Consider the following 25,480-nt stretch of genomic DNA (forward strand, 5'->3'; position numbering starts at 1 on the left):
GGGACGGCCCGAGACGAATCAAAGGCGCGGTAGCGAGTCGACCGCGCGGGACGGAGTTGACGGGGCGGAGTTGACGGGGCGGGACGGAACTGACGGGGCGTCGGATACGACGGTGTTTCAGGTGCCGGTGCCGGTGCCGGTGAGGTGCTCGGGGCGTACCGGCGTCCTGTTCAGCTCCAGACCCGTCGCGTTCCTGATGGCCGCCAGGACCGCGGGAGTCGACGAGAGGGTCGGAGCCTCGCCGATGCCGCGCAGTCCGTACGGCGCGTGTTCATCGGCCAGTTCGAGTACGTCGACGGGGATGGTCGGCGTATCGAGGATGGTGGGGATCAGATAGTCCGTGAAGGACGGGTTGCGCACCTTCGCGGTCACGGGATCGACGATGATCTCCTCCATCACCGCCACCCCCAGTCCCTGGGTGGTACCGCCCTGGATCTGGCCCAGCACGGAGAGCGGGTTGAGCGCTTTTCCGACATCCTGGGCGACGGCCAGTTCGACGACCTTGACCAGGCCCAGTTCCGTGTCGACCTCGACGACCGCGCGGTGTGCGGCGAACGAGTACTGGACATGGCCGTTGCCCTGTCCCGTCCGGAGATCGAAGGGCTGGGTCGGACGGTGGCGCCACTCCAGTTCCAGCTCCACCACCTCCTCCTCCAGGACATCCGCCAGATCGGCCAGGACCTCGCCGCCGTCGGTGACGACCTTGCCGCCTTCGAGCAGCAACTCGGCGGTGGCCCAGGCCGGGTGGTACGTACCGAACTTGCGCCGGCCGATCTCCAGGACCTTCTCCCGGACGTTCTCGCAGGCGTGCTTCACCGCTCCGCCCGTGACATACGTCTGACGGGACGCGGAGGTGGACCCCGCCGAACCGACCTGGGTGTCGGCCGGCTGGATGGTGACCCGCGTGACACCGAGTTCGGTACGGGCGATCTGGGCGTGTACGGTCACCCCGCCCTGGCCGACCTCCGCCATCGCGGTGTGGACGACGGCCACCGGCACCCCGTTGATCACTTCGAGCCGTACGCGCGCGGTGGAGTAGTCGTCGAAGCCCTCGGAGAAGCCGACGTTCTTGATGCCGACCGCGTAGCCGACACCCCGTACGACCCCTTCGCCGTGGGTGGTGTTGGAGAGCCCGCCTGGCAGTGCCCTCACGTCGGCCGCCTCACCGGCCACGAGCCACTGCTGTTCGGGCGGGAGCGGTCTGGCCTTGACCCGGCGCAGCAGTTCGGCGACGGGCGCCGGGGAGTCGACGCGCTGTCCGGTCGGCAGCAGCGTGCCCTGCTCCATGGCGTTGAGCCGGCGGAACTCCACCGGATCCAGGTCGAGCGCCGCCGCCAGCTTGTCCATCTGCGCCTCGTAGGCGAAGCACGCCTGGACCGCGCCGAAGCCGCGCATCGCGCCGCAGGGCGGGTTGTTGGTGTAGAGCGCGATCGCCTCGATGTCGACGTCCTCGACGACGTACGGGCCGACGGAGAGGGAGGAGGCGTTACCGACGACGGCGGGGGAGGCGGAGGCGTACGCGCCGCCGTCCAGCACGATCCGGCACCTCATATGGGTGATCTTGCCGTCGCGGGTCGCGCCGTGTTCGTACCAGAGCTTCGCGGGGTGCCGGTGCACATGGCCGAAGAAGGACTCGAACCGGTTGTAGACGATTTTCACCGGCTTGCCGGTGCGCAGCGCCAGCAGACAGGCGTGGATCTGCATGGAGAGGTCTTCCCGGCCGCCGAAGGCACCGCCGACGCCGGAGAGCGTCATCCGGACCTTGTCCTCGGGCAGACCGAGTACGGGTGCGATCTGGCGCAGATCGGAGTGGAGCCACTGGGTGGCGACATACAGATCGACGCCGCCGTCCTCGGCGGGCACCGCGAGGCCGGACTCGGGGCCGAGGAACGCCTGGTCCTGCATGCCGAAGACATAGTCGCCCGAGACGATCACATCGGCGCGCGCCGCCGCCGCGTCGGCGTCGCCGCGGACGATCGGCTGGCGGTGGACGATGTTCGGGTGCGGGACATGCCCGATGTGGTGGTCGTCGCGGTTCTCGTGGATCAGCGGGGCGCCGGGGGCGGTCGCGGATGCCTCGTCGGTGACGACCGGCAGTTCGGCGTAGTCGATCCGTATCTTGGCGGCGGCGCGGCGGGCGGTCTCGGGATGGTCGGCGGCCACAAGGGCGACCGGCTCGCCGTGGTGGCGGACCCTGCCATGGGCGAGGACGGGGGTGTCCTGGATCTCCAGACCGTAGTTCTTGACGGCCGTCGGGAGATCGTCATAGGTCAGTACGGCGTAGACACCGGGGGTCGCGAGCGCCTCGGCGGTGTCGATCGATCTGATCTCGGCGTGCGCCACGGTGGAGCGCAATGTATGTCCCCACAACATGTCTTCGTGCCACATGTCGGAGGAGTACGCGAACTCGCCGGTGACCTTGAGTATGCCGTCGGGACGGAGCGTCGACTCGCCTATGCCGCCCCTGGTCCCCGTGCCCTGGCTGATCGTGGTGGGGGCCCCGAGGGGAGCCCCGGCGCCGGAGGCGGCTCCATGGGGGAGGGAAGCTCCGCGGCCGGAGGGTGAACCAGTCGTGGCCATGCTCAGACCCCCTCTTCCTGACGGGCGGCCGCGAGGCGGACCGCGTCGAGGATCTTCTCGTAGCCGGTGCAGCGGCAGAGGTTGCCCGACAGCGCCTCGCGGATGTCCGCGTCGCTCGGGGAGGGGTTGTGCTCCAGCATCTCGTCGGCCGCCACCAGCAGGCCCGGGGTGCAGAAGCCGCACTGTACGGCGCCCGCGTCGATGAACGCCTGCTGGATCGGGGAGAGTTCGCCCGCCTCGCCAGTGCCCGGGTCGGTGCCGGAACCGGTGCCGGAACCGGTGCCCCCGGCCTGCCACTGCCGGGCGCGCTGAAGGCTCGTACCGCACGAGCCCGGGTCACGGCCGTCGCCGGGATGCCCGCCGTCGGCGGAACGCGCCGCGCCGCGGTGCCTGGCGTACTCCGCCAGACCCTCGACGGTGATGATCTCGCGGCCTTCGGCCTGACCGGCCGCCACCAGACAGGAACAGACCGGAACGCCATCGAGCCGTACCGTACAGGAGCCGCATTCACCCTGCTCACAGGCGTTCTTGGAGCCCGGGAGGCCCATGCGCTCGCGCAGTACGTAGAGCAGGCTCTCGCCCTCCCAGACGTCGTCGGCTTCCTGCCTGCGGCCGTTGACCGTGAAATTGACGCGCATGGTTACGCAGCTCCTTCGAGGGTCCGGCCGGTGCCGCCACCGTCCGCGCGGTACTGCTCCCAGGTCCAGCCGAGCTGGCGGCGGGCGAGGATGCCGACCGCGTGGCGGCGGTACTTCGCGGTACCGCGCACATCGTCGATGGGGTTGCAGGCGCCCGCGACGAGATCCGCGAACCGCTTGGCGACGGACGGCGTGATGATCTTGCCGCTGTCCCAGAAGCCGCCCTCGTCGAGCGCCGAGTTCAGAAACGATTCCGCGTCCCGCGCCCTTACGGGGGTGGGCGCCGCCGAGCCGATACCGGTCCGTACCGTCCGGGTCTCGGGATGCAGGGCCAGCCCGAACGCGCAGACCGCGATGACCATCGCGTTGCGGGTGCCGACCTTCGAGTACTGCTGCGGTCCGTCCGCCTTCCTGATGTGCACCGACTTGATCAGCTCGTCGGGTTCGAGTGCGTTGCGCTTCACGCCGGTGTAGAACGCGTCGATCGGGATACGGCGCGAGCCGCGTACCGACTCGACCTCGACCTCGGCCCCCGCCGCGAGCAGCGCCGGGTGCGCGTCACCGGCCGGGGACGCGGTGCCGAGGTTGCCCCCGACGCCTCCGCGGTTGCGTATCTGCGGCGAGGCGACGGTGTGCGAGGCGAGCGCGAGGCCCGGCAGCTCCGTCCGCAGGTGCTCCATGATGTGGGTGTACGGGACGGAGGCGCCCAACTGGACGTTCTCCTCGCCGACCACCCAGTCGCGCAGCTCGCCGATCCGGTTGAGATCGAGCAGGTATTCCGGCCGCCGATGATCGAAGTTGATCTCGACCATGACGTCCGTGCCACCCGCGATGGGCACAGCCGTGGGGTGCTCGGCCTTGGCGGCGAGCGCCTCCTCCCAGCTGGCGGGGCGAAGGAAGTCCATATGCGGCTCTCTTCTTGATCGTCTCGGTGATCGCTGTGATCGTGGTGATCGCTGTGATCGCTGGTGATCGCTGGGCTCCGGGGACGGCCGGTCTCACAAGTACACAAGCAGCGCTTCCGCCTGGTGCAGTCACCGAAACCATGAAGGAATTGGCTGGTCGCCTTCCGAGTCTTGTAGATTCGAACGAAAGGCGAATACCCGGTAACCGAAAGGTCTTCGTACCGAAACGCACGGTACGAAGGGACGAGATCAGAGATCGGCGGCGACGAGATGCGGCTGCGCGCACTGCTGGAAACCGACGCGCTGGGCCTGCGACTGCTCGGCGGCGAGGAAGAGCTCGACCGGACGGTCCGCGGGGTGATGACCACCGACCTGCGGGACCCGAGCCGCTATCTGTCGGGCGGAGAGCTGGTTCTCACCGGCCTCGCCTGGCGGCACTCCGCCGAGGACTCCGAACCGTTCGTCCGTATCCTCGCGGGCGCCGGGGTCGCCGGGCTCGCCGCGGGCGAGGCGGAGTGGGGCGCTGTCCCGAAGGACCTGGTCACGGCGTGTGAGCGGCACCGGCTGCCGCTCTTCACGGTGAACGAGGACGTGGCGTTCGCGACGATCACGGAGTATGTGGTGCGCCAGGTGTCCGGCGAGCGCGCCGGGGATCTGGCGGCGGTGGTCGACCGGCACCGCAGGCTGATGACCTCGGGCCCGGCGGGCGGCGGTCCCGAGGTGGTCCTCGACCTCCTCGGCTCCGACCTCGATCTGCGGGCCTGGGTGCTCTCCCCCACCGGGCGGCGGATCGCGGGCGCCGGTGCCTCGCTGTCACCGGCGAGAGCCGCCGCCCTGGCCGGCGAGCACCTTGCCGCGACCCGCGCGGGCCGCCACAGCCCCTATCGAACGACCGTCGAAGGAACGGCATACTCCCTCTTCCCCGTACGCAATGTGGGGCGTGGGACCACACCCACCGCCTTCCGGGATGTGCGCGAGACCGTGCTCTCCGACTGGCTGCTCGTGGTCGAGGCGGACGCGGGAGACTGGCCCGCGGCCCGGCTCGACCTGCTCCAGGGGGTGACGCAGCTGATCGCGGTGGAACGCGACCGGCGCGACGCGGCCCGTACGGTACGACGCCGACTGGCCCAGGAAGTCCTGGAGCTGGTGCAGACGGGCGCCGCCCCGGCCGAGATCGCCGCCCGGCTGCGTGTGGCCGCCCCGGTGCTGCTGCCGGGACTGGGCACGGCGCCGCACTGGCAGGTCGTGGTGGCCCGGGTGGAGTGGGCACGGAACGGCACGGGCACCGCCGGGAACGGTACGGCCGGCGCGGGCGGCACGGCCGGTACGGGGAGTACGGGCAGTACGGCGAGTACGACCGGCGCGGGCGCGGCGCTGGCCGAGGGCGGTCCGGTGGCCCAGGCACTGCTGGAGGAGATCCTGGTCGACCCCGCGTGGACGGGGGCGGGCACCGGGGCCGGGGCGGGGGCGGACGCCTCCGACCGGATCGCGGTGGCCCATACGGGTGATGAGGCGATCGCGCTGGTACCCCTGCCGTCGGTGTCCGCGGGTCCCCCGGCCGTCCCGGAAGCGGCCGGGGAGGCGTCGCCTGGCGCCGATTCCGGGGCGGAGAAGCCCCTGGACACCCCCGCGGCGGACCCCGGTATCCACGCGGACGCGCTGCTGGCCGCCGTACGGAACCCGCTGTCCGCGGGGCTCGCGGACGACGGCCGGCTGACGCTGGGCGTGAGCGCGGCGGTGCACTCGGCGGAGGGGCTGCGCGGCGCGCTGGAGGAAGCCCGTCACGCCCGTCGCGTGGCGGCGGCCAGACCGGGCCGGGTCTGCGCGGCGGGCCACCATGAACTGGCCTCGCACGTACTGCTGTTGCCGTTCGTCCCGGACGACGTACGGCGCGCCTTCACCGCGCGTCTGCTCGACCCGCTGCGCGACTACGACCGGCGCCACCGCGCGGAGCTGATCCCCACGCTGGAGGCGTTCCTCGACTGCGACGGCTCCTGGACACGGTGTGCGGCCCGATTGCATCTGCATGTCAACACGCTGCGTTACCGGGTGGGCAGGATCGAACAGCTGACGGGCCGTGACCTGGCACGCCTGGAGGACAAGCTGGACTTCTTCCTGGCGCTGCGGATGAGCTGAGACCGCGCTCAGGTCGTCGATGAGCTGAGACCACCCCCAGGTCGTCCGAGACCGCCTTCGGGTCATCGCGGCTTCACCGAGACGTCACCGGGTGCCAGTGGGACCGAGGTTGACGGCCATCACCCGGAACGGTCACCAGAAGATCCGCTCGCGCCGCGAGGTCGGGTCCCGGCGGGCCCGCCACGCCTCCCTCCGTACGAGTCGCCCCAGGTGAGGGGCCTCCTGGTGGTCCCCCGCGCCCCAGTCGGCCCCCTCGGACACCCCCGTCACCCGCGCCTCATCACCACCGCCGATGACCACGTGATTGTGAAATTTTTCACCTGACCTCTTGGCCCGGCGTGCCGATCCATGCTGAGATGCGTCCACACTCAACAGCACAATGGCGCGCTCGGGGAGGGCAATGTGGCGCATACCGCCATGTCTGGTTCCGGAACCACCGCTGGTGACGACCCTCTCCAGACAGCGGTATGGCGGCTGCGCTCGCGCGGCTGTTGGACCGACGCAGCGGCCCTGCTCGCACCGCACGGCTCCGTTCCCGCCCGGACACTCCAGCGGGCCGCGCTCCTCGTGGAGCGCTGTCTGTTCACGGGCGGTGGCTGGCCGGAGGCCGAGGACGCGCTCCGCGCGGCGGAGGCCACCGCGCGCGAGGACCACGAACGGGGCGCCGCCGCATGCGAACGCGGCCATCTCGCCTATGCCTCGACCGTCCTCGGCGTACGCGACCGGGCGGACGAGGCACGGTCGGCGCTGGGCCGGGCGGCGGCGCTGCTGGACCCGACGGCTCCCGGGCGCGCGCTGCTCGACTTCCGGCGCGGTCTGGTCGCCGAACACCTCTCGGACTCCCCGCAGTCGGCCCGCGCCGCCTACCGCCGCGCCCACGCCGCCGCCACCGCGCACGGCGAGACGCTTCTGCTCTCCTTCACCTGGCGCCATCTGGCCGGACTGGCCCTGCGGGAGGGGGAGTTGGCGGAGGCGCGGCACGGCTTCGGCGAGTCCCTGCGGATCCGGGAGGAGTTGGGCTATCTGGTGGGCACGGCCCCGGCCCTCGCGGCCCTGGCCGACGCGGAACCGGAACCGGAGGCGACCCGTCTCCGCGCCGAGGCCGGCCGTCTGTTCAGACTGCTGGGCGGAGTCCCCACCTGGCTCGCGGACCAGCTCGCCCCTCCGGCGACGGCGGCCCCCGCGGTCTGAGCGGTCTCAGCGGGCCCCGCGCTCTCAACGGACTCAGCGGTGAGAACGCCGTCGTGGGGCGTCCGATCGTCTGATCGGCCGTCCCACGGACGGGTGAGGGGGAAACGTTTCCGCAGCGGCTGTTCGAGTGAGACGACGCATACGCGCGTGACGAGGTGGCCAGACTGCCCCCGCTCCACCGCTCCGCCTCCTCTCTCCCCTCTGCTCCCCTTCTCTCCCCTCACACACCGAAAGAGGTTCCCGTGAAGAGTCTCGGAAGGGCGCTGGTCACCGCCGGTGCCGCCGCCGTTCTCTGTATCGGCTTCCCGCTCAACGCCCAAGCGGCCGAGGGGCTTTTCTTCTACACGTCGGAGTACGGCCCGATCGTCCTGGAGAACCCCACGGACGGACTGTGCTACAGCGTCGGACGCGCCCGGGACCCGCAGAACTCCACCGACCGTGTCGCGACCGTCTACAGCGAGAAGCGGTGCGAAGGCCGTGCCACCCGGATCAAACCGGGCGGAGAGGACTTCCTCGCCTTCGCCTCGGTGCAGTTCGGCCGCTGACCGCCGGGGCACGAGCGTTACAGACCGGACGGACCGGTCGGACCGGACGGCGTCGTCGGGGTGTCGCCGTGCCAGGAGTGCCACAGCTCGGCGTACGCGCCGCCCTCGCTGACCAGCGCCTCATGGGTGCCCAGTTCCGTCAGCAGGCCGTCGTCCATCACGGCCACCCGGTCCGCGTCGCGCGCCGTGTGAAGCCGGTGCGCGATGGCGATGACCGTACGGCCTTCGAGTACGGCGGCCAGGGCCCGTTCCGCGTGCCGCGCGGTCGACGGGTCCAGGAGCGCGGTCGCCTCATCGAGGATGACCGTATGCGGATCGGCCAGCACGACTCTGGCCAGGGCGAGTTGCTGCGACCGCGCGCCATCGACGGCGATCTCGCCGGACGTACCACCGGAGCCGGTGCCGGATCCCCCGGTGGGAACACCGAGCACCCCCGAGCCCAGTTCCGTGTCCAGGCCGTGCGGGAGGTCGTCGACCCAGTCCGCGCCGACGGCGTGGAGCGCCGCCCGTATCCGCTCGTCCGTGGCGGTGGGAGCGGCGATCAGCAGATTGTCACGGACGCTGTCGATGAAGACATGGTGTTCCTGGGTCACCAGCACCACCTGGCGGCGCAGTTCGGCGGGGTCGAGTGCGGCGATCGGCGCACCGCCGACCGTCACCGAACCGGTACGGGGCCGGTCGATGCCCGCGAGCAGCCGTCCCAGCGTGGACTTGCCTGCGCCGGAGCGGCCGACGACGGCGAGGCGTTCGCCCGGCCGTATGGACAGATCGACTCCGCGCAGGACATCGCGCCCGCCGTCGTACGCGAACCTCACGCCGGTGACCTCGATCAGGTCGCTGTCCGGGGCGGGCCCGGCCGGTGGCCGTGCCCGCGAGGTGTCCGCGTCGGCGTCCGCCTCGGCACCGGCGTCCGCGTCGGCGCCTGCCAGGCCCTCGATCCTGGCGAAGGAGGCGCCGCTGCTCTGGAGCTGCTCCACCCACTGGAGGATCGTGTCGAGCGGCTGCGCCAACTGCCGCAGATAGAGCGCGCAGGCGACCACCGTACCGAGACTCACCACGCCGTCGCCGGCCAGCGCGTAGCCGACCAGCAGGACCGCCACGACGGGGACGACGTATCCGATCTCGACGGACGGGAAGAGCACGCTGCGCAGGAACAGCGTCCGGTTACGCGTCCGCAGGCACTCCTCGATCGCCGCCTCGGAGGCGGCGACGCGGCGCTCCTGGAGTCCGAACGCCTCGACGGTACGGGCGGCCGAGGCGGTGGACGAAAGGACCTCCGCCACAACGGAGTTGGCCTCGCCCTCCGCCAGATAGTCGGTGTGCGCGTGACGCAGATACCAGCGGGTGACGACCCGGATACCGAGCAGTCCGAGCAGACCGCAGACGCCGAGCAGCGGGTCGAGGATGAAGACCGCGCCGAGGATGAACAGGGCCTGTACCGCCGCGATGAACACATCGGGTCCGGCGTCGCGCAGTGAGGTGCCGACGGCGGTGACATCGGTGGTGCCGCGTGTGGTCAGATCGCCCGTACCGGCGCGTTCGACGGTCGAGGCGGGCAGCGCGAGCGCCCGGCCGACAAGCCGCTCGCGGATACGGGCGGAGGTCCGCTCCCCGAAGCGGTGGCCGATGAGGCGTGCGTACCGCGCGAGCAGGAGCTGGGCCAGCGCGCACCCGAGGATGACGAGCGCGTACCGGTCGACGGCGGACACTCCGCCACCGGCCCGTACGGTGTTGATGATGCGGCCGAGCAGCCAGGGGCCGACGAGCCCGGCCGCCGCGGCCAGCGCGTTGAGGGTGATCGCGGCGGCGAAGGCGCGACCGTCCTGGCGGATCAGTTCGATCGCCGCACGCCGGACGTCGGACGGCTCGGCGACGGGCAGGTGGTGGGCGGGGGTCGCGGATTTCCGGCCGGTGCTGCTCATCGGGCGGCCTCCTCTTCCACACCGCGCGAGACGAGGGCCCGGTAGTCGGCCTGGTCGCGGAGCAGTTCCCGGTGGCTGCCGGTGGCGGCCACCCGCCCGTCGACCAGATAGTGCACGGTGTCGGCGCGCTCCAGTAGGAGCGGCGAGGTGGTGGTGACGAGGGTGGTACGGCCGGACCTGGCGGTACGCAGCCGGGAGGCGAGCGCGGCCTCGGTGTGCGCGTCGACCGCCGAGGTGGGATCGATGGCGATCAGTACCTCGGGATCGGCCAGCAGGGCCCGGATCAGCCGTACGCGCTGCCGCTGGCCACCGGAGAGATCGCGGCCCCCGGCGAGGACGCGCGAGTCGATGCCGTGCCGCCTGCCGTCCACGATGTCCTGCGCGGCGGCGGCCCTGACCGCCATGGTGATGGTTTCCTCGTCGCGCTCGCGGCGGCCCGAGACGGCGTCGCGCAGGGTCCCGGCGAAGAGGTCGGCCTCGTTGTCCGCGACCAGTACGCGCTCGCGGATCCGGGACAGGGCGATCGCGTCGAGACGTAGGGAGCCCCAGGTCGCGTCCGAGGGAACGAACCGGCCCAGCCGGTCGGCCACTTCCGTGGCGTCCGAGGGCCGGGCGCAGACGAGCGCGGTCAGCGTCCCCGGCGCTACGGAGACGCCGGAGGCCGGATCATTCAGCGGGGCGGGGTACGCGGGCGCGTCCCCGTCGGCCGGCTCCGTCTCCGGGCCGGCGAGTTCGGGTTCCAGATCGAGGAAGCGGATGACCCGGCGGGCGCTGACCAGGCCGCGGCTCAGGTCGTACCCGCCCTCGATGAAGAACGCCACGGGCACGACGAGGACCGCCACATACCCGTATACCGCCACCAACTCGCCCACGGTGATGGACCCTTGCGCGGCCAACCGGGCGGCGAGCCAGGTCACGGCGGCCAGGAACAGCGCGGGAAGTCCCAGGCCGAGAGCGTCGATCCAGCTGGTGACGGAGCCGACCCGGTATCCCTCTTCCTTGAGCCTCGCCGAATCGCGCCGGTAGCGCGCCGCGTACACGTCCTTGCCGCCGAGCCCGCTCAGCACGCGCAGCCCGCCGACGATGTCGACGAAGCGCGCGGTGAGGGCGCCCTGCCGCTCCCGGTACGCCGTCTCCACCCGCTGCAACCGGCCGAGCAGCGGACCGACCAGCACCGCGAGCAGCGGCACACCCAGCAGGACGACGGCGCCGAGGAGCGCGGAGACGGACAACAGGAGGACGGCCACGACGAGATACGCGACCACCGCGCCGACCCCGGGGCCGGTGATGGTCAGCGTCCGGCTCAGGGCACTGACATCGGCGATGCCGATCGTGACGACCTCCCCCGCCGTGACGCGTCGGGGGAGGGTGGCGCCCAGCCGGGTCGCCTGGCGGATCACGACGCGTACCGTACGGAAGGAGGCGTCCTGCCGGACCCTGGTCATGGTCCGGTGCCGCGCCATCCCGACCAGGGCGTTCGCCACCCCCACCGCGAACAGCGCCCCGACCCAGCCGAGGAACGCCGCCCGGTCGCCCGGCTCCAGACCGTCGTCGATCGCGCGCGAGAGCAGATACGGCGGCAGGGTCAGTCCGATCATCCAGACGCTGCCCCAGGTCGCCCCGGCGGCCACCCGCCCACGCTGGCTGGTGACGAGCCACCACAAGTACCGTCCGGCGCCGCGTCGGTCCGGAGTGCCGGGATGTACGTAAGAGTCCCCCATGCTTCGCACCCTAAGGGGCTGTCCCGTCCAGCGGATTCCGGCCCCTGCCCGGGCCCCTGTCCGGGCCGCGCCCGGACGCCGCCCCGGCCACTCCCGGGCCGCGCCGTACGGAGCCCACGGCCGCACGCCGCCGCGCGTACCGTCACGTCCTCCGCACGAGCTCACCACCGGCTCACCACGAACTACCCGGGTTGACGCCTCCGGTACACCCTCACCGGACGAGCAAAAGGAACACATCGCCCGCAATCCGGGCAATAATTCCCGCCCCGAGCCCCCTCGGGCGGACGAGGAAGGATCACCAACAACCCCAAAAGGGGAGGCTTGCTGAATTTCCGTCAGATGCCAGAAACAGAGCAGAACGACATGGACGTCCCCCCATCGTGTGGTGATAAGATCGCCAAGCTTGCCAAGCGGTGCCAAACCCGCTATGGCATAAAGGAAAAGTCAGCGCATCGGCCCAGAATTCCGCCACCCCCCGGGGGAGAACTATGCCATCAGCCGGGACTTCAAGGCAGTCCGGCAGGCGAGCATGCGCCGACCTATCCCATAATCAGTGACCGCGATATGTCTGTGACCGCGAGATCACTCGAACGTACCCTCCAGACATTCAGTACCTGGTGGCCCAGTCGCCCGAAGAGAGTCTTATGACGCAATACTTCCAGGATCCAGCGCTTTGGGGTCTGATCGCTGGTACTCCTGTCGCCGCGACCGCGATCATTCGCGGAAGAAAATCGATCGCCGAGCTACGGAAGGAGAAGCAGGAGCTCAAGGCCCATTACGCCACCCTTGAGGACCACTACGCGGAGGCCGTGGAAGAGGCCAAGGACAGGGCGGAAGAAGCCACCAAGACCGCGCTGAAGTCCGCCATGCGGACACTTCAGGGTCTCGCCAGTGAACAGCAGCTGGCCATCACCAAACTTCAGGACAAGTACGGCGAACTCCAGATCCTCCAGGACCTCCTGGACATCGACCACATGAATTCGCAGTTCGCCCGGCGCGCGCAGTCCATCGCCGTGCTCTGCGACGGATGGCTCGGCCGTCAGCGCGATCCCGCGTCGCTGTACGACGTGGTCCGCAGCGCGAAGGGCCGAATTCGCCACTTCACCCGGGTCGAGATCCGGGCCCAGAGTAATTTCGCGATTGTCAGCCGGGCCGTCGAGCCGGTCGCGCTCACCCTCGCCGAACTGCTGGACAACGCGACCAGTTACTCGGCGCCGGAAACCGTGATCGAGATCAATATCCGGCCCGTGCCCAAGGGCGTCTGCATCATCGTCGATGACGCCGGTGTCGGCATGAACGAGGAAGAGAAGGCCAGGGCCGCCAAGCTCCTGTCGAGCGAACGCTCCCCCGGCGTCTCCGGTCTCGGCAATCCGCCGCAGTTCGGCTTCACCGTGATCGGTGTGCTCGCCGCTCGCTATGGCTTCACCGTGTCCGTGGATTCCACCTCCCCCTACGGCGGTGTGCGCGCGGTGGTGCTGCTCCCCGACGAGCTGCTCACCGCCATGCCAGAGCCCGCGCCCGAGCCCAAGCCCGAGCCCAAGGAGTTCCCCGCTGTGGCCGCGTCCTCCCCGATGCCGCCCGAGGAGAATCCGGTGGCTCCCCCGACCACATTCGGCGGTCTTCCGAAACGTCGGCGGAGAGGCGCGATATCCATCGTGCCGACCGCGGACAGTTCGGAAGCCCCGGCTCGCTCCAGCGAACAAGCCGCCTCCGTCATGGGCGCGTTCCAACGGGGTACGCAGTCCGGCCGCCGTTCCACCAACGTAAGCAGCGAAGGGCATGAGACTCAGTGAATTACGACCTGTCATGGATGCTTGACAGTGCCCTTGAAGTGCCCGAAGCACGGCACGCGATCCTCGTCTCGGCCGATGGCCTGCTCATGGCCCGCTCGAAGGATGTCGGCAAGGATCACGCCGACACCGTCGCGGCGGCGATGAGCGGAATGCAGTCGCTCAGCCGTACGGTCGCCGAGTTCTGCGGCGGACCGCCGAACACGCGGCCGCAGTGGCACCAGACGCTGGTGGAGTTCGACCACGGCTGGGTCTTTCTCATATCCGCCGGCGAGGGCGCCTATCTCGCCGTTTCCGCGTCGCCCGAAGTCGACATGGCCGAGATCACCTTCCGTATGCAGCAGCTCGTCGGCCAGCTCGGCAAATCCCTGACCAGTCCCCCTCGCGAGATTGCTGATACCAAGGCATGAGCACATCAGATGAGCCGGATCAGGAACCAATAGCCCCGACATTAGTGCGACCGTATGTCATCACCAACGGCCGCAGTCTGCTCGGTGACCACGAGTTCTCCTTGATCACTCTGGTCACAGCGGCCGAGGACATACCCAGGGCGGGGAATCTCGATCCTGAGAAGCGCCGTCTGCTCGACCTGTGTTCGGGAGGTTATCTCTCGGTCGCCGAAATAGTCGGACACTCTCATCTTCCCGTGGGTGTCGTCAAAATCCTGCTGTCCGACCTCACGGAGGAGGGGTATCTCTTCACACGCGCCCCCATACCTGCCGCGAAACTTGTCGACCGGCAAATACTTGAGGAGGTGCTGAATGGCCTTCAAGCCCGCTTTGGATGACGGTGTCTATCTGCGCGAATCAGTGCAGACCGCTGCGAAGATCCTGGTGGTCGGGCATTTCGCCGTGGGCAAGACGACATTCATCGGGACCATGTCCGAGATCCCACCGCTGCGCACCGAAGAACTGATGACGCAGGCCGGCGAGGGAATCGACGACCTCAAGGGCACGCCCGGTAAGACCACGACGACGGTGGCCATGGACTTCGGCCGCCTCACCCTCAGCGACAGGCTGGTCCTCTATCTCTTCGGCACACCCGGACAGCAGCGCTTCGTCCAGGTGTGGGAAGACATGTCCCGAGGCGCCCTCGGGGCATTGGTATTGGTGGATCCCGAGCGCCTCGAAGAGTCCTTCCCCGTGATGGACCTGGTCGAACACTACGGAATTCCCTACACCATAGCGGTAAACCGATTCGACGACACATCGACCCATCAGGACGAGGAAATACGAGAGGCTCTCGACCTGCTCCCCGAGACGCCCCTCGTCAATTGTGACGCACGGGACCAGCGGTCGTCAGCGAACGCGCTCATCGTCCTCGTCCGTTACCTCCAGTCACGCCTTCGCTAGGAGTTCGGCATGCAATCTCATTCGGAGTACCAGGCCCCGCCACCTGGCTGCCCGGCGCACAACAGCGGTATGCGCGTGCCCCTGCACGGTCCCGAATTCGCTGCCGACCCGGATGCCTTCTACGAACATATGCGGCACTACGGCCCAGCCGCGCCGGTGGAGTTGGCTCCCGGGGTGGATGCCTCGCTCGTCACGGACTACGCGGCGGCGCTCCATGTGCTCCAGAACCCCGAGGCGTTCGCACGGGACTCGCGCCGCTGGCGCGCGCTCAACGAGGGCCGGGTGCCGATGGACAGCCCCGTGCTGCCCATGATGATGTACCGGCCGAACCCGATGTTCACCGACGGCGCCGAGCACTTGAGGCTCCGTCAGGCCGTGACGGAGAGCCTGGCCAAGATCGACACGCACCGGGTGACCCGGCATGTCGAGCGGGTCGCCTCGTATCTCATCAGCCAGTTCAGCGGCCGGGGCAAGGCCGATCTGATCGGCGACTACGCGCAGGTGCTGCCGCTGCTGGTCTTCAACGACCTCTTCGGCTGCCCGGCCGAGATCGGTGACCGGCTGGTCTTCGGGCTCTCCGGCATCTTCGACGGCATCGACGCGGAGAAGGCGAACGAGGTCCTGACCGAGGCGCTGAGCGAACTGGTCGCGCTCAAGCGGGCCAGGCCGGGCGAGGACGTCACCTCCTGGCTGATGCAGCATCCGGTCGGGCTCACCGACGAGGAGATGATCCATCAGATCCTGCTGCTCATCGGCGCGGGCACGGAACCCCTGTCGAATCTGATCGCCAACTCCCTGCGGGTGCTGCTGTCCGACGACAGGTACGCCGACGGACCGCACTCGGCCGGCCTGCTGGTCGAGGACGCCATCAACGACGTCCTGTGGAACAGCACCCCCATAGCCAACTACGCGGCGCACTACCCGCTGTACGACGTCGACCTCAACGGCAGCAAGCTGGACGCCGGTGATCCGGTGCTCATCAGCTTCGCCGCCGCCAACACCGACCCGAGCCTGTCCATGAGCCGGCAGACGCTGAGCAAGCGGGCGCATCTGGCCTGGGGTGCCGGTCCGCACGCCTGCCCGGCGAAGGACCCGGCGCTGCTCATCTCCGTACTGGCCATCGAGAAGCTGCTCAACGGCCTGCCGGACATCGAGCTCGCGGTGCCCGCGGACACGCTGCTCTCCCGGCCTGGTCCGTTCCACCGGGCGCTCACCGCGCTGCCGGCCCGTTTCACCCCGGTACGGAAAGAGAAGTCGGAATCCGTACCGTATCCGGCCAACGGCGGTCGTACCGCCGGAAACGCCCCTGCTCCGGCCCATCAGGCCAAGCCGCAGAAGGGTAGCTTCTGGAGTGGATTCCTCGCCTGGTGGAAGGTGTGAGATCCGCAACAAAGCGGGGCCCTTTACCTTCGCATGAACGTTCAACCGTAGGGGTAGACAGGGTGGGCGAATCTTACGTGATCCCTTGATAAGGAGTCGCTGTGGAGCCCTCCCTGACTACTTCGTCAGTAGATCGACGCGCTGTAGTCTCGATATTTTCCCGTCTGCGTACATCCAATGGCCAGTCGAATCCGCTGCCTCTCTACGCAGAACTCAGAGCAATGGGAGATATCATCCCCGCTCCCTGGGGCGGGCATCTGGTGACCTCGTACCACCTCTGTGACCAGGTACTGAGGAACAAGACCTGGCAGGTGCCCGACAGTGAGTGGCGCGCCAGGCAGGGCGCGGCGACCCGCTGGAACGCCTCCTCCTCGCAGGAAATGGGAAAGACCCTGCCGGCCCTGAATCCGCCGCACCACACCAGGGTGCGGCGTTCGGTCGGCAATACTTTCGACCGGAAATCTCTCGCGAATTCCAAGGGTTCGATCGAGAAAACCACGGAACAATTGCTCGACCGGCTCACCGAGAAATTGCGGAGCGGCCGGGCCGATTTCAGTTCGCTGGTCAGCGATGAATTGCCCATCATGACGATCGGCGAATGGCTCGGCCTGCCGCCCTCCGATTATCACCTGCTCCGTTCGCTCACCCGCGATCAGGTGTTCTCGCAGGAATTGCTGCCGACGCCGAGCCAGCTCTCGCGGTCGGACGCCGCCACCGCCCAATTGCGCGAGTACTTCACAGCGGTGATACGCGAACGCCGCCGCGCGCCGGGCGACGATCCGATCTCGGAGTGGCTGCGGACCTGGGACGATCTTGAGGACGACCAGGAGACGGCCGACGAGGCCGTGTACTTCCTCTCGTTCCTCTTCCTCCTGGCCGCGCCGGAGACGACGGCGACCCTCCTCTCGAACATGGTGTGGCTCCTGCTGAAGCACCCGCGCCAACTGCGCTGGCTGCGCACGCATCCCGAGCACATACCGGGCGCCGTCGAGGAGGTGCTCCGCTATGACTCGCCGAACCATGTGATCAGCAGGGTCGCCGGCGAGGACACCACCCTGGGCGGCGCGTACATCCAGCGTGACCAGATGGTGCATCTCATGGTCGGTGCGGCCAACCACGACCCCCAAGAGCACGCCGAGCCGGAGCTCTTCGACGTACGGCGCAAGGCCGCGCACCTCAGCTTCAGCGGCGGAATCCACTACTGCCTCGGCGCACCCCTGGCCCGGCTGGAGGCGACGACCGTACTGACCTCGTTGCTGCGGAGGCTGCCCGATCTCCGTCTCGACGGCGACCCGATATGGGCGCCTCGCGTGGGCTTCCGACGGATCATGGAACTCCCGGTGACCAGGGGCTGACCTGGCGTCAGGGAAAATTGAGACGTGTTGGCACAGTGAGAACCGACATATACACAGGGAACGGCGTGGTGGAAGACTTCAAGGCGCTCCGGGTCATTCAGGAAGGGCCCGTGCTGACGGTGGAGCTGAACTCTCCCGAAACCGGCAATGCCGTCTCGGGGACGCTCCTGGACGAACTGCTCTCCGTGCTGAGTGCCCTTCAGGACGACCCGGGAATCCGGGTGTTGATCCTCTCCGGCGTGGGAAACGACTTCTGCCTCGGCGGAGACCGCGCGGAATTCGCCGAGTTCCTGGCCGCGGACCCCAGTGGGGCGAGCCTTCGCACCCTGGGCAAGAAGGCACGCCGGGTCTGCGACGCGCTCGCGACGGCCGACGCGGTCACCATCGCCCGGCTGCACGGCGGTGTCATAGGCGCGGGGCTCGCTCTCGCCGTGTTCTGCGATCTGCGGGCAGGGGCGGACGACTGCCGTTTCCGTATGCCCGAACTCGCCCTGGGTATGCCTCCGGCGTGGGGAGGTGCCCTGCCCCGGCTGATACAGGAGGCGGGCGCGGCCAGGGTCCGTGAGCTGCTGTTGACCGGTAACAACTTCGACGCGGCGACGGCGGCGGAGCTGTCCGTCCTGCACAAGGTCGTCCCGGTGGACGAGCTGGACAACGCTGTCCAGCAGTGGGTCAGGCCGATGGTCCGCAGATCCCCGGCGGCTCTGCGGACCGCCAAGATGATGCTGAACGCGTACGGGGGCGCGAGCCGTCTCGCGGACAGCACCCTTCTCGACCCGGATCTGATGACCTCGGCGCTGGCAGCGGCGGCGGCTGCCTCCCGCCATCGCTGACATCGACGCGCCGGTGACATCGACGCGCCGGTGAGGCCGGCGCGTTGGTGAGGCCGGCGCGTTGGTGAGGCCGGGGAATCAGCGCGGGTTCAGCCGGCCGAGCCCGTGAAGTGCTCCCTCATCAGCGACTGCACCACCGGCAGGTCCCGCGCCATCAACGCGTCGAGCAGCGCGGAGTGTTCGGCCGCGTCCGCGACCAGATCGGCACGGCGTACGGCCGGGGCGCTGACCAGCGGCCACTGCGAGCGGCGGTGCAAATCGTCGGCCGCCATGACCAGTTGCTGGTTGCCCGAGAGAGCGAGCAGCGCGCGATGGAAGGCACGGTCGCACTCCGCGTACGCCGCGCGGTCCCCGACCGCGGCGGCGGCGCCGGTCGCCTCCGCCAACGGGACCAGTGCCGCCCACTGTTCGGCGGACACGGTACGGGCCAGCCGCAGCATCACCGGCACTTCGAGCAGGGCGCGCACCTCGGCGAGCTCGGCCAGTTCACCCGCGCTGCGCGCGATGACCCGGAAGCCGCGGTTGAGCACGACCTCGACGGCGCCTTCCAGCACGAGCTGCTGCATGGCTTCCCGTACAGGGGTGGCGGAGACGCCGAAGCGCTCGCCGAGCACGGGGGCGGAGTAAACCTCGCCCGGGGCCAGCTCACCGCTGACGAGCGCGGTGCGCAGGGCGTCGAGGATCTGCCCGCGTACGGAGTGACGGCGTACCGGCGGGGACGAGGGCGGAGGCGGGGCCGAGGCCGGGGACCGCGTGGGGCAACCCGACCGGTCGGGCTCACTGTGCGTGTGCTCACCACGCGCCTGCTCGGGCACCCGCCGGGACCCGGAGGCGGACGCCTCGGACGCTCCCGACGCCTCCGCCGCTCTCAGCGCCTCCGGCGCGTCCGTCGCGTACGGCCGGGGTACGGCGGCGTCGCGCGCTCTGCCTCGCTCCACTCCGGCCCACCTCCTTATCCGTGCACGATAGGCCGACCGGGCCATAGTTCAAACCTCGATCACATCGGATAAGGTAAGGCTTACCTGCAAACGATCCCGATTCGGTGGTCCCCTGCATGACCCTGCCCACGCTGCTGCCCGGCCTCCCCGCCTCGCCCGTGACGGACGCGTACGCCCGTCTGGCCGAGGTGTTCCCCGCGCTGAGCATCGACCAGCTCACCGAGAGTGAGCGGCCCCCGATGGGTGGCGGCTGGGTGAGCGCGGCGGATCTGGCGGCCGGGGGCGCTGCCCTCGACACGTTCCTCGCCTGGGACGAGGCACAGGTGCGCCGGGACTACGGGCAGGAGGCGCGCCCCGATGTGATCGCCGGCTTCGCCTTCCACCGGTACGCCTGGCCGGCCTGTCTGCTGATCACCATGCCCTGGTTCCTGCGCCGCAGGGTGCCCCGGCTGCCCGTCGAGGCCGTCTCCTTCCAGCGGGCGCTGGGCCGGATGACCGTACGGATCGACGAGTTCGCCTGTCTGCCGGACGACCCCGCCGCGACACTGCCCGGCGCCCGGGTCGTCCCGGACGAGGAGGCACTGCGCGCCGAGGTGCGGGCGGCCGTCGCCGACCATCTCGCACCGGTCCTCGACGGCTTCGCCCCCCGGCTGCGACGCGGCCGGCGGGCGCTGTGGGGGATGGCCACCGACGAGATCGTCGAGGGGCTGTGGTACATCGCCCATCTGCTGGGCGAGGAGCGGTACGCGATGGCGGAGCTTGAGCGGCTGATGCCGGGCACGACCGCGCCGTACGTCGGTGCGGCGGGTTTCCGTGAGCTGACCGGACCGGACGGCGAATCTTTGCCGACCCGTGACCGGGCCAGTTGCTGCCTCTTCTACACGCTGCGCCCCGAGGACACCTGCGTGACCTGCCCGCGTACCTGCGACAACAAGCGGGTCCGGAAGCTCGCCGCGAGCGTCTGACCCCGCGTCACCCTCGCTCCCACGCCACCCGCAGGGGTGATATTAATCGAACATGACAGCCACCTGCCGAACGGCGGTGTCAGCCGTTCGTGCCTCTTCACGTGCTGCACCGCCTCGTTGGTGTTCTCTTGTCCCAAAACCCCCTGAGCGTCACCGTACTTCCGCCAAAATGGCGACCCAAACGCCCTACTGCGATGCAAGGAACACCGCATGCGACTGACAGACATATCGCTGAACTGGCTGCTTCCCGGCGTCGTCCTGCTCGTCGGAATCCTGGTGGCCGTGGCGGTGTTCGCGCGCGGCAAGCGCGCGGCGGCTGACAAGGCCGCACCCGTCGAGGATTCGTGGGAACGCAGCGAGGAGCGCCGCAGACGGAAGGAAGCCATCTACGGCATCGCCTCCTACGCACTCCTCTTCTGCTGCGCGGCGGTCGCCGCCGCGCTCTCGTTCAAGGGCCTGGTCGGCTTCGGCCAGGAGAATCTCGGTCTCAGCGGCGGCTGGGAGTATCTCGTCCCGTTCGGTCTCGACGGCGCGGCGATGTTCTGCTCCGTGCTCGCGGTGCGCGAGGCCAGCCACGGCGACGCGGCCCTGGGTTCGCGACTGCTGGTGTGGACGTTCGCCGGCGCCGCCGCCTGGTTCAACTGGGTGCACGCGCCCACGGGCATCGGTCACGAAGGCGCTCCGCAGTTCTTCTCCGGTATGTCCCTCTCGGCCGCGGTGCTGTTCGACCGCGCGCTGAAGCAGACCCGCCGTGCGGCGCTGCGTGAGCAGGGTCTTGTCCCCCGTCCGCTGCCGCAGATCCGGATCGTACGGTGGCTGCGGGCACCCCGCGAGACCTTCGGTGCCTGGTCGCTGATGCTGCTTGAGGGCGTCCGTACGCTGGACGAGGCGGTCGACGAGGTCCGCGAGGACCGTCGCCAGAAGGAGCAGAACCGGCACCGCAGGCGGGAGCAGGAGAAGCTGGACCGGGCGCAGATCAAGGCGCTCAACCGCCAGCACCGGGCCTGGGGCCGAGGCCGAGGCGGCCGTCAGGTGGCCCTTCCCGCGGCGAACTCGGGATCGGGATCGCCGCAGGCCGTCGAGGCCGCAGCGGAGCCTGCCATAGTGGAGCCCGGACAGCTGAACCAGCACTCCCGGCTCTCCCTTCAGCCCGTGAAGTCCCCTGAGACTCCTCGTACGGTGGACCTGACCGCGGAGGACGACACCATGGCGCTGCCCAGGCTCGACTCCCTGGAGCGCAAACTCAAGGATCTGGAGAAGCAGTTCGGCTGACGCGGACGGTTCTGCTGACGCGCGGTCGGCGGAGCACCACGGGGAACAGCACTCGGACCGGTGTGACGGACAGCCGTCACGCCGGTCCGCTGTTTCGTCCATCCCCGATCCCGCTGATCGCGCACCCTTCCTCACCGTCGTTACGCCGCCTCGCCGTTGAGCTCGAACCAGACCACCTTGCCCACCGGCCTCGCCCGTATCCCCCAGTCGTCCGCGAGGCTCCGGACCAGCGCGAGCCCCCTGCCGTGCGTGGCGTCGTCGGGCACCGGCCGCTCCGGCGCGGGCGGTGCCGGGACGCCCGCGACGAAGTCCCGTACCTCCACGCGCAGCCGGGAGTCCGCGACGGTCGCGGTGACCACGGCGCCGTCGTCCGTATGCACCAGCGCGTTCGTCACCAGCTCGCTGATCAGCAGCTCCGCCACCGCCGCGCTGTCCCGCTCCTGCCAGTGCCGCAGCATCTCCCGCAACGCGTGGCGTACTTCGGGGACGGCCGCGAGATCGGCGCCCCCGACTCTGCGCCGTAGACCTCTCATCACTCTGTCCCCCCGCTCATTGACGTCCCTCTCCTCGCCGGTCCTGACCCACCCCACGTTCGTACGCGTACAGGAGATGCATTCCCCACCCGGAATGGACCACTCATGGTGTTCATCACCTGATCGTCGCGGTGGGGGCAGACGGCGCGCGACCGGTGCGCGAGGACTGTCCGGGGATGTGAGGGGGGAGTGAAACCGTGCGAGCCGATCCCGAGGAGCGAGGAGCACCGATGCACGACGACCGATCCCTGGTGGAAGGGCGGCTGGAGCGGGCGCTGCGCCAGTTCATCCGTCCCGCGCAGTACGCGGCGCGGGAGCCGCTCTCGCTCTCCGTCTGGCACGCGCCGGGCGAGCCGGTGCCGGTGGAGCGTGCGCTCCGGGGCACATACGAGCCGTTCACCACGGGTACGGAGTGGGGCTCGCCCTGGTCCACCCACTGGTTCCGGCTGGAGGGCGTGGTCCCCGAGGCCTGGGCCGGGCTTCCGGTGGAGGTGGTCATCGACCCGGGGTTCACCGGCGAGGGGCCCGGTTTCCAGGCAGAGGGGCTGGTGTACGACGCCTCGGGCGTCCCGCTCAAGGGCATCCATCCGCGCAACCGGTATATCCCGGTCGCGTCGCCCGCGGCCGGTGGTGAACCCGTCCAGCTGCTGCTGGAGGCCGCCGCCAACCCGGCCGTCCTGCATGACTTCCAGCCGACGTCCCTGGGTGACGTACTGACCGCGGGCGACCGGCCGCTCTACCGCTTCGCCGCCGCCGAGCTGGCCGTTCTGGACGAGGAGGTCTGGCATCTGATCCTCGACATCGAGGTGCTCACGGAGCTGATGCGCGAGCTGCCCGTGGACCGCTCGCGGCGCCATGAGATCCTGCGCGCCCTTGAGTCCATGCTCGACGCGCTCGATCTGCACGATGTGGCGGGCACGGCCGCCGCCGCGCGCGGTGAGCTGACGGAGGCGCTCTCCCGGCCCGCGTCCCCGAGTGCCCACCGGATCTCGGCGGCGGGGCACGCCCACATCGACTCGGCCTGGCTCTGGCCGCTGCGCGAGACCGTACGGAAGGCATCGCGGACCTTCGCCAATGTCACGGCGCTCGCCGCCGACTACCCGGAGCTGGTCTTCGCGTGTTCGCAGGCGCAGCAGTACGCCTGGGTGCGGGACCATCAGCCGCGTATCTGGGAGCGGATCAAGCAGGCGGTGGCGGACGGGACATGGGCGCCGGTGGGCTCCATGTGGGTGGAGTCCGACGCCAATATGCCGGGGGGTGAGGCGCTGGCGCGGCAGATCGTGCACGGCAAGCGCTTCTTCCAGGAGGAGCTGGGCGTCGAGACGGAGGAGATCTGGCTGCCGGACTCCTTCGGCTACACGGCGGCCTTCCCGCAGTTGGCGAAGCTCGCCGGGGTGAGGTGGTTCCTCACCCAGAAGCTCTCGTGGAACCAGACCAACAAGATGCCGCACCACTCCTTCTGGTGGGAGGGCATCGACGGCACGCGCGTCTTCACCCACTTCCCGCCGGTCGACACCTACAACTCGCAGTTCCACGGCTCCGAACTGGCCCACGCGGAGCGGAACTTCGCGGAGAAGGGGCGGGCGTCCCGGTCACTGGTGCCGTTCGGCTGGGGCGACGGCGGTGGCGGCCCCACCCGGGAGATGATGGAGCGGGCACGGCGGCTGAAGTCCCTGGAGGGCTCGCCCCGGGTCGAGATCGAGCCCCCGGCGGCCTTCTTCGCGGCGGCCGAGGAGGAGTACGGCGCGCGGGCCCCGGTCTGGTCGGGCGAGCTGTATCTGGAGCTGCACCGCGCCACCTACACCACCCAGGCCAAGACCAAGCAGGGCAACCGTCGCGCCGAACATCTGCTGCGGGAGGCCGAGTTGTGGGCGACGGCGGCGGCGCTGCACTCGGGGGGCCGCGCCGCTCCGTACGCGTATCCGTACGAGGAGCTGGACCGGATCTGGAAGACGGTGCTGCTGCACCAGTTCCATGACATCCTGCCGGGCTCGTCGATCGCCTGGGTGCACCGTGAGGCGCGCGCGACCTATGCGGCGGTCCAGGACGAGCTGACGGGCATCATCGATGACGCGCTGGCCGCGCTGGGCGGCCACGACAGCGCGGTGGGGGTCTGGAACGCGGCCCCGTACCCTCGGCGCGACGTTGTCGCGGCGCGCGCCTCCGATGTGGCGCGGGGCGTGCCGACCCAGCCGCTCGCCGACGGTGAGGTGCTCGCTCCGGCCCTCGTCAGGGCGTTGGCGCCGGGCACGTTCAGCACGCTCGCCCCGGCCCCCGTGGCGGCCGTACCGGCCGACGGCGGTTTCACCCTGCGCAATCAGCGGTTGGAAGTGGTCATCGACGCCGACGGGCTGCTGTCCTCCGTACGCGATCTCGTCGCGGACCGCGAGGTGCTGGCGCCCGGCGGCCGGGGCAATCTGCTGCAACTGCACCCCGACCACCCCAATCAGTGGGACGCCTGGGACATCGACCGGCACTACCGGCGCCGGCACACCGATCTGACCGCCGCGGACTCCGTCGAGCTGATCGAGGAGGGTCCGCTGAGGGCGGCGGTACGGGTGGTGCGGACGTTCGGATCGTCCCGGATCACGCAGGAGATCCGGCTCACCGCCGACACCCGGCGGGTCGATATCGTCACCGAGGTCGACTGGCAGGAGTCGGAGAAGGTCCTCAAGGCCGCGTTCCCGCTCGACGTACACGCCGAACGGTCCACCGCCGAGGTGCAGTTCGGCCATGTGCACCGGGCCACGCACGACAACACCGGCTGGGACGCCGCCCGGTTCGAGATCTGTGCGCACCGCTGGCTGCGGGTCGCGGAGCCCGGCTACGGCGTCGCGGTGCTCAATGACTCGACCTACGGTCACGACGTGACGCGGGCACCACACCGGGACGGTCTCGGCACGACGGTACGGCTGACGCTGCTGCGCGCCCCGCACAGCCCGGACCCGGAGACCGATCTGGGCACGCACCGCTTCCAGTACGCCCTGCTGCCGGGCGGAACGGTGGAGGAGACCGTGGAGGAGGGCCTGGCGCTCAATCTGCCGCTGCGCGTGGCACCGGCGCCGGAGCAACTGCCGTTGGTGAATGTCGACAATCCGGCGGTGACCGTGGAGGCGGTCAAGCTCGCCGAGGACCGGAGCGGGGATGTGATCGTACGGCTCTACGAGTCGGCCGGCGGCCGGGCCGGGGCGACGCTGCGGGTCGGCTTCCCGGTGATCGGCGCGCGGGTGACGGATCTGCTGGAACGGCCGCTGCACGACGCTGAGACGGACGAGGAGGGACTGCGACTGCGGCTGCGGCCGTTCCAGATCCTGACGCTGCGGCTCACGCCCGCGTAGCACGTGTACGGGACGGGACGGAGCCGACGGCGGTGACGCGCGTCGGCCCTTTCCTTGCCGTGGGGACCTTCGGGAGCCGTGCGCGG

The 25,480-nt window shown here is 69.8% G+C and carries 21 protein-coding genes; 13 read left to right on the top strand and 8 right to left on the bottom strand.

Annotation, left to right across the window (positions count from 1 at the left end):
• Window positions 1-117: 117 nt before the first annotated feature.
• Genes AB0M67_RS01940 through AB0M67_RS01950 form a run of 3 tightly spaced genes read right to left on the bottom strand, consistent with a single transcriptional unit; the run spans window position 118 to window position 4,123 of the window.
• The gene (locus AB0M67_RS01940) at window positions 118-2,580 is read right to left on the bottom strand and encodes a molybdopterin cofactor-binding domain-containing protein (protein ID WP_365741536.1); all 2,463 of its coding nucleotides are present in this window, start codon (window positions 2,578-2,580) and stop codon (window positions 118-120) included.
• A gap of 2 nt (window positions 2,581-2,582) precedes the next feature.
• A complete protein-coding gene (locus tag AB0M67_RS01945) occupies window positions 2,583-3,218 on the bottom strand; it encodes a (2Fe-2S)-binding protein (protein WP_365741538.1) in 636 nt (211 codons plus the stop codon).
• Between the two features lie 2 nt (window positions 3,219-3,220).
• Window positions 3,221-4,123 (bottom strand): xanthine dehydrogenase family protein subunit M, encoded by a 903-nt coding sequence (locus AB0M67_RS01950; protein WP_365741540.1) that lies wholly within the window; start codon window positions 4,121-4,123, stop codon window positions 3,221-3,223.
• A gap of 270 nt (window positions 4,124-4,393) precedes the next feature.
• Between AB0M67_RS01950 and AB0M67_RS01955 the strand changes: the two genes are divergently transcribed.
• Complete coding sequence (locus AB0M67_RS01955; protein ID WP_365741542.1) at window positions 4,394-6,259, top strand: PucR family transcriptional regulator ligand-binding domain-containing protein; 1,866 nt, start codon at window positions 4,394-4,396, stop codon at window positions 6,257-6,259.
• A gap of 132 nt (window positions 6,260-6,391) precedes the next feature.
• Here AB0M67_RS01955 and AB0M67_RS01960 read toward each other — a convergent pair whose 3' ends face one another.
• Complete coding sequence (locus AB0M67_RS01960) at window positions 6,392-6,529, bottom strand: hypothetical protein (protein WP_365741544.1); 138 nt, start codon at window positions 6,527-6,529, stop codon at window positions 6,392-6,394.
• 132 nt (window positions 6,530-6,661) lie between these two features.
• On the opposite strand from AB0M67_RS01960, the gene AB0M67_RS01965 reads away from it, so the two are divergent.
• Window positions 6,662-7,450 (top strand): hypothetical protein, encoded by a 789-nt coding sequence (locus AB0M67_RS01965; protein ID WP_365741546.1) that lies wholly within the window; start codon window positions 6,662-6,664, stop codon window positions 7,448-7,450.
• A gap of 242 nt (window positions 7,451-7,692) precedes the next feature.
• A complete protein-coding gene (locus AB0M67_RS01970) occupies window positions 7,693-7,995 on the top strand; it encodes a hypothetical protein (protein ID WP_365741548.1) in 303 nt (100 codons plus the stop codon).
• Window positions 7,996-8,012: 17 nt separating this feature from the next.
• Here the strand turns inward: AB0M67_RS01970 and AB0M67_RS01975 are convergent, their stop codons facing one another.
• Together AB0M67_RS01975 and AB0M67_RS01980 are read right to left on the bottom strand one after the other, a co-directional pair.
• Window positions 8,013-9,917 carry an ABC transporter ATP-binding protein gene (locus AB0M67_RS01975; protein WP_365741550.1) on the bottom strand — a complete coding sequence of 635 codons (1,905 nt, stop codon included), beginning with the start codon at window positions 9,915-9,917 and terminating at the stop codon, window positions 8,013-8,015.
• Entirely contained in the window at window positions 9,914-11,638 is a 1,725-nt protein-coding gene (locus AB0M67_RS01980) for an ABC transporter ATP-binding protein (protein ID WP_365741552.1), read from the bottom strand. The genes AB0M67_RS01975 and AB0M67_RS01980 overlap by 4 nt, the downstream gene beginning before the upstream one ends.
• 644 nt (window positions 11,639-12,282) lie before the next feature.
• Between AB0M67_RS01980 and AB0M67_RS01985 the strand changes: the two genes are divergently transcribed.
• The 7 genes from AB0M67_RS01985 to AB0M67_RS02015 all read left to right on the top strand — a co-directional run bounded on the left by AB0M67_RS01985 (window position 12,283) and on the right by AB0M67_RS02015 (window position 18,348).
• Window positions 12,283-13,431 carry an ATP-binding protein gene (locus AB0M67_RS01985; protein WP_365741554.1) on the top strand — a complete coding sequence of 383 codons (1,149 nt, stop codon included), beginning with the start codon at window positions 12,283-12,285 and terminating at the stop codon, window positions 13,429-13,431.
• On the top strand, window positions 13,428-13,838 hold the full coding sequence (locus AB0M67_RS01990) for a roadblock/LC7 domain-containing protein (RefSeq protein WP_249947755.1): 411 nt from the start codon (window positions 13,428-13,430) through the stop codon (window positions 13,836-13,838). The genes AB0M67_RS01985 and AB0M67_RS01990 overlap by 4 nt, the downstream gene beginning before the upstream one ends.
• Window positions 13,835-14,215, top strand: a complete 381-nt coding sequence (locus AB0M67_RS01995; protein WP_365741557.1) for a DUF742 domain-containing protein — start codon at window positions 13,835-13,837, stop codon at window positions 14,213-14,215. The genes AB0M67_RS01990 and AB0M67_RS01995 overlap by 4 nt, the downstream gene beginning before the upstream one ends.
• On the top strand, window positions 14,190-14,780 hold the full coding sequence (locus AB0M67_RS02000) for an ATP/GTP-binding protein (RefSeq protein WP_365741560.1): 591 nt from the start codon (window positions 14,190-14,192) through the stop codon (window positions 14,778-14,780). Before AB0M67_RS01995 ends, AB0M67_RS02000 begins: the two co-directional genes overlap by 26 nt.
• Before the next feature lie 9 nt (window positions 14,781-14,789).
• Window positions 14,790-16,160, top strand: a complete 1,371-nt coding sequence (locus AB0M67_RS02005; protein ID WP_365741562.1) for a cytochrome P450 — start codon at window positions 14,790-14,792, stop codon at window positions 16,158-16,160.
• 221 nt (window positions 16,161-16,381) lie between these two features.
• Complete coding sequence (locus AB0M67_RS02010) at window positions 16,382-17,515, top strand: cytochrome P450 (RefSeq protein WP_365741564.1); 1,134 nt, start codon at window positions 16,382-16,384, stop codon at window positions 17,513-17,515.
• Window positions 17,516-17,580: 65 nt separating this feature from the next.
• Window positions 17,581-18,348 carry an enoyl-CoA hydratase/isomerase family protein gene (locus AB0M67_RS02015; protein WP_365741566.1) on the top strand — a complete coding sequence of 256 codons (768 nt, stop codon included), beginning with the start codon at window positions 17,581-17,583 and terminating at the stop codon, window positions 18,346-18,348.
• An 89-nt stretch (window positions 18,349-18,437) separates the two neighbouring features.
• On the opposite strand, the gene AB0M67_RS02020 is transcribed toward AB0M67_RS02015, so the two are convergent.
• Entirely contained in the window at window positions 18,438-19,286 is an 849-nt protein-coding gene (locus AB0M67_RS02020; RefSeq protein ID WP_365741568.1) for a GntR family transcriptional regulator, read from the bottom strand.
• Between the two features lie 116 nt (window positions 19,287-19,402).
• Here AB0M67_RS02020 and AB0M67_RS02025 point away from each other — a divergent pair, with 116 nt between their 5' ends.
• Both AB0M67_RS02025 and AB0M67_RS02030 read left to right on the top strand, forming a co-directional pair.
• Window positions 19,403-20,251: a (2Fe-2S)-binding protein gene (locus tag AB0M67_RS02025; protein WP_365741570.1), complete on the top strand. Its 849-nt coding sequence runs from the start codon at window positions 19,403-19,405 to the stop codon at window positions 20,249-20,251.
• Between the two features lie 210 nt (window positions 20,252-20,461).
• The gene (locus tag AB0M67_RS02030) at window positions 20,462-21,523 is read left to right on the top strand and encodes a DUF2637 domain-containing protein (RefSeq protein WP_365741572.1); all 1,062 of its coding nucleotides are present in this window, start codon (window positions 20,462-20,464) and stop codon (window positions 21,521-21,523) included.
• A gap of 140 nt (window positions 21,524-21,663) precedes the next feature.
• Here the strand turns inward: AB0M67_RS02030 and AB0M67_RS02035 are convergent, their stop codons facing one another.
• Complete coding sequence (locus AB0M67_RS02035) at window positions 21,664-22,056, bottom strand: ATP-binding protein (protein ID WP_365741574.1); 393 nt, start codon at window positions 22,054-22,056, stop codon at window positions 21,664-21,666.
• A gap of 230 nt (window positions 22,057-22,286) precedes the next feature.
• Between AB0M67_RS02035 and AB0M67_RS02040 the strand changes: the two genes are divergently transcribed.
• Window positions 22,287-25,394, top strand: coding sequence for a glycoside hydrolase family 38 C-terminal domain-containing protein (locus AB0M67_RS02040; protein WP_365741576.1), 3,108 nt, complete (start codon window positions 22,287-22,289; stop codon window positions 25,392-25,394).
• Window positions 25,395-25,480: the final 86 nt, after the last annotated feature.

Source organism: Streptomyces sp. NPDC051662 (genome assembly GCF_040681655.1).
Classification (GTDB): Bacteria; Actinomycetota; Actinomycetes; order Streptomycetales; family Streptomycetaceae; genus Streptomyces.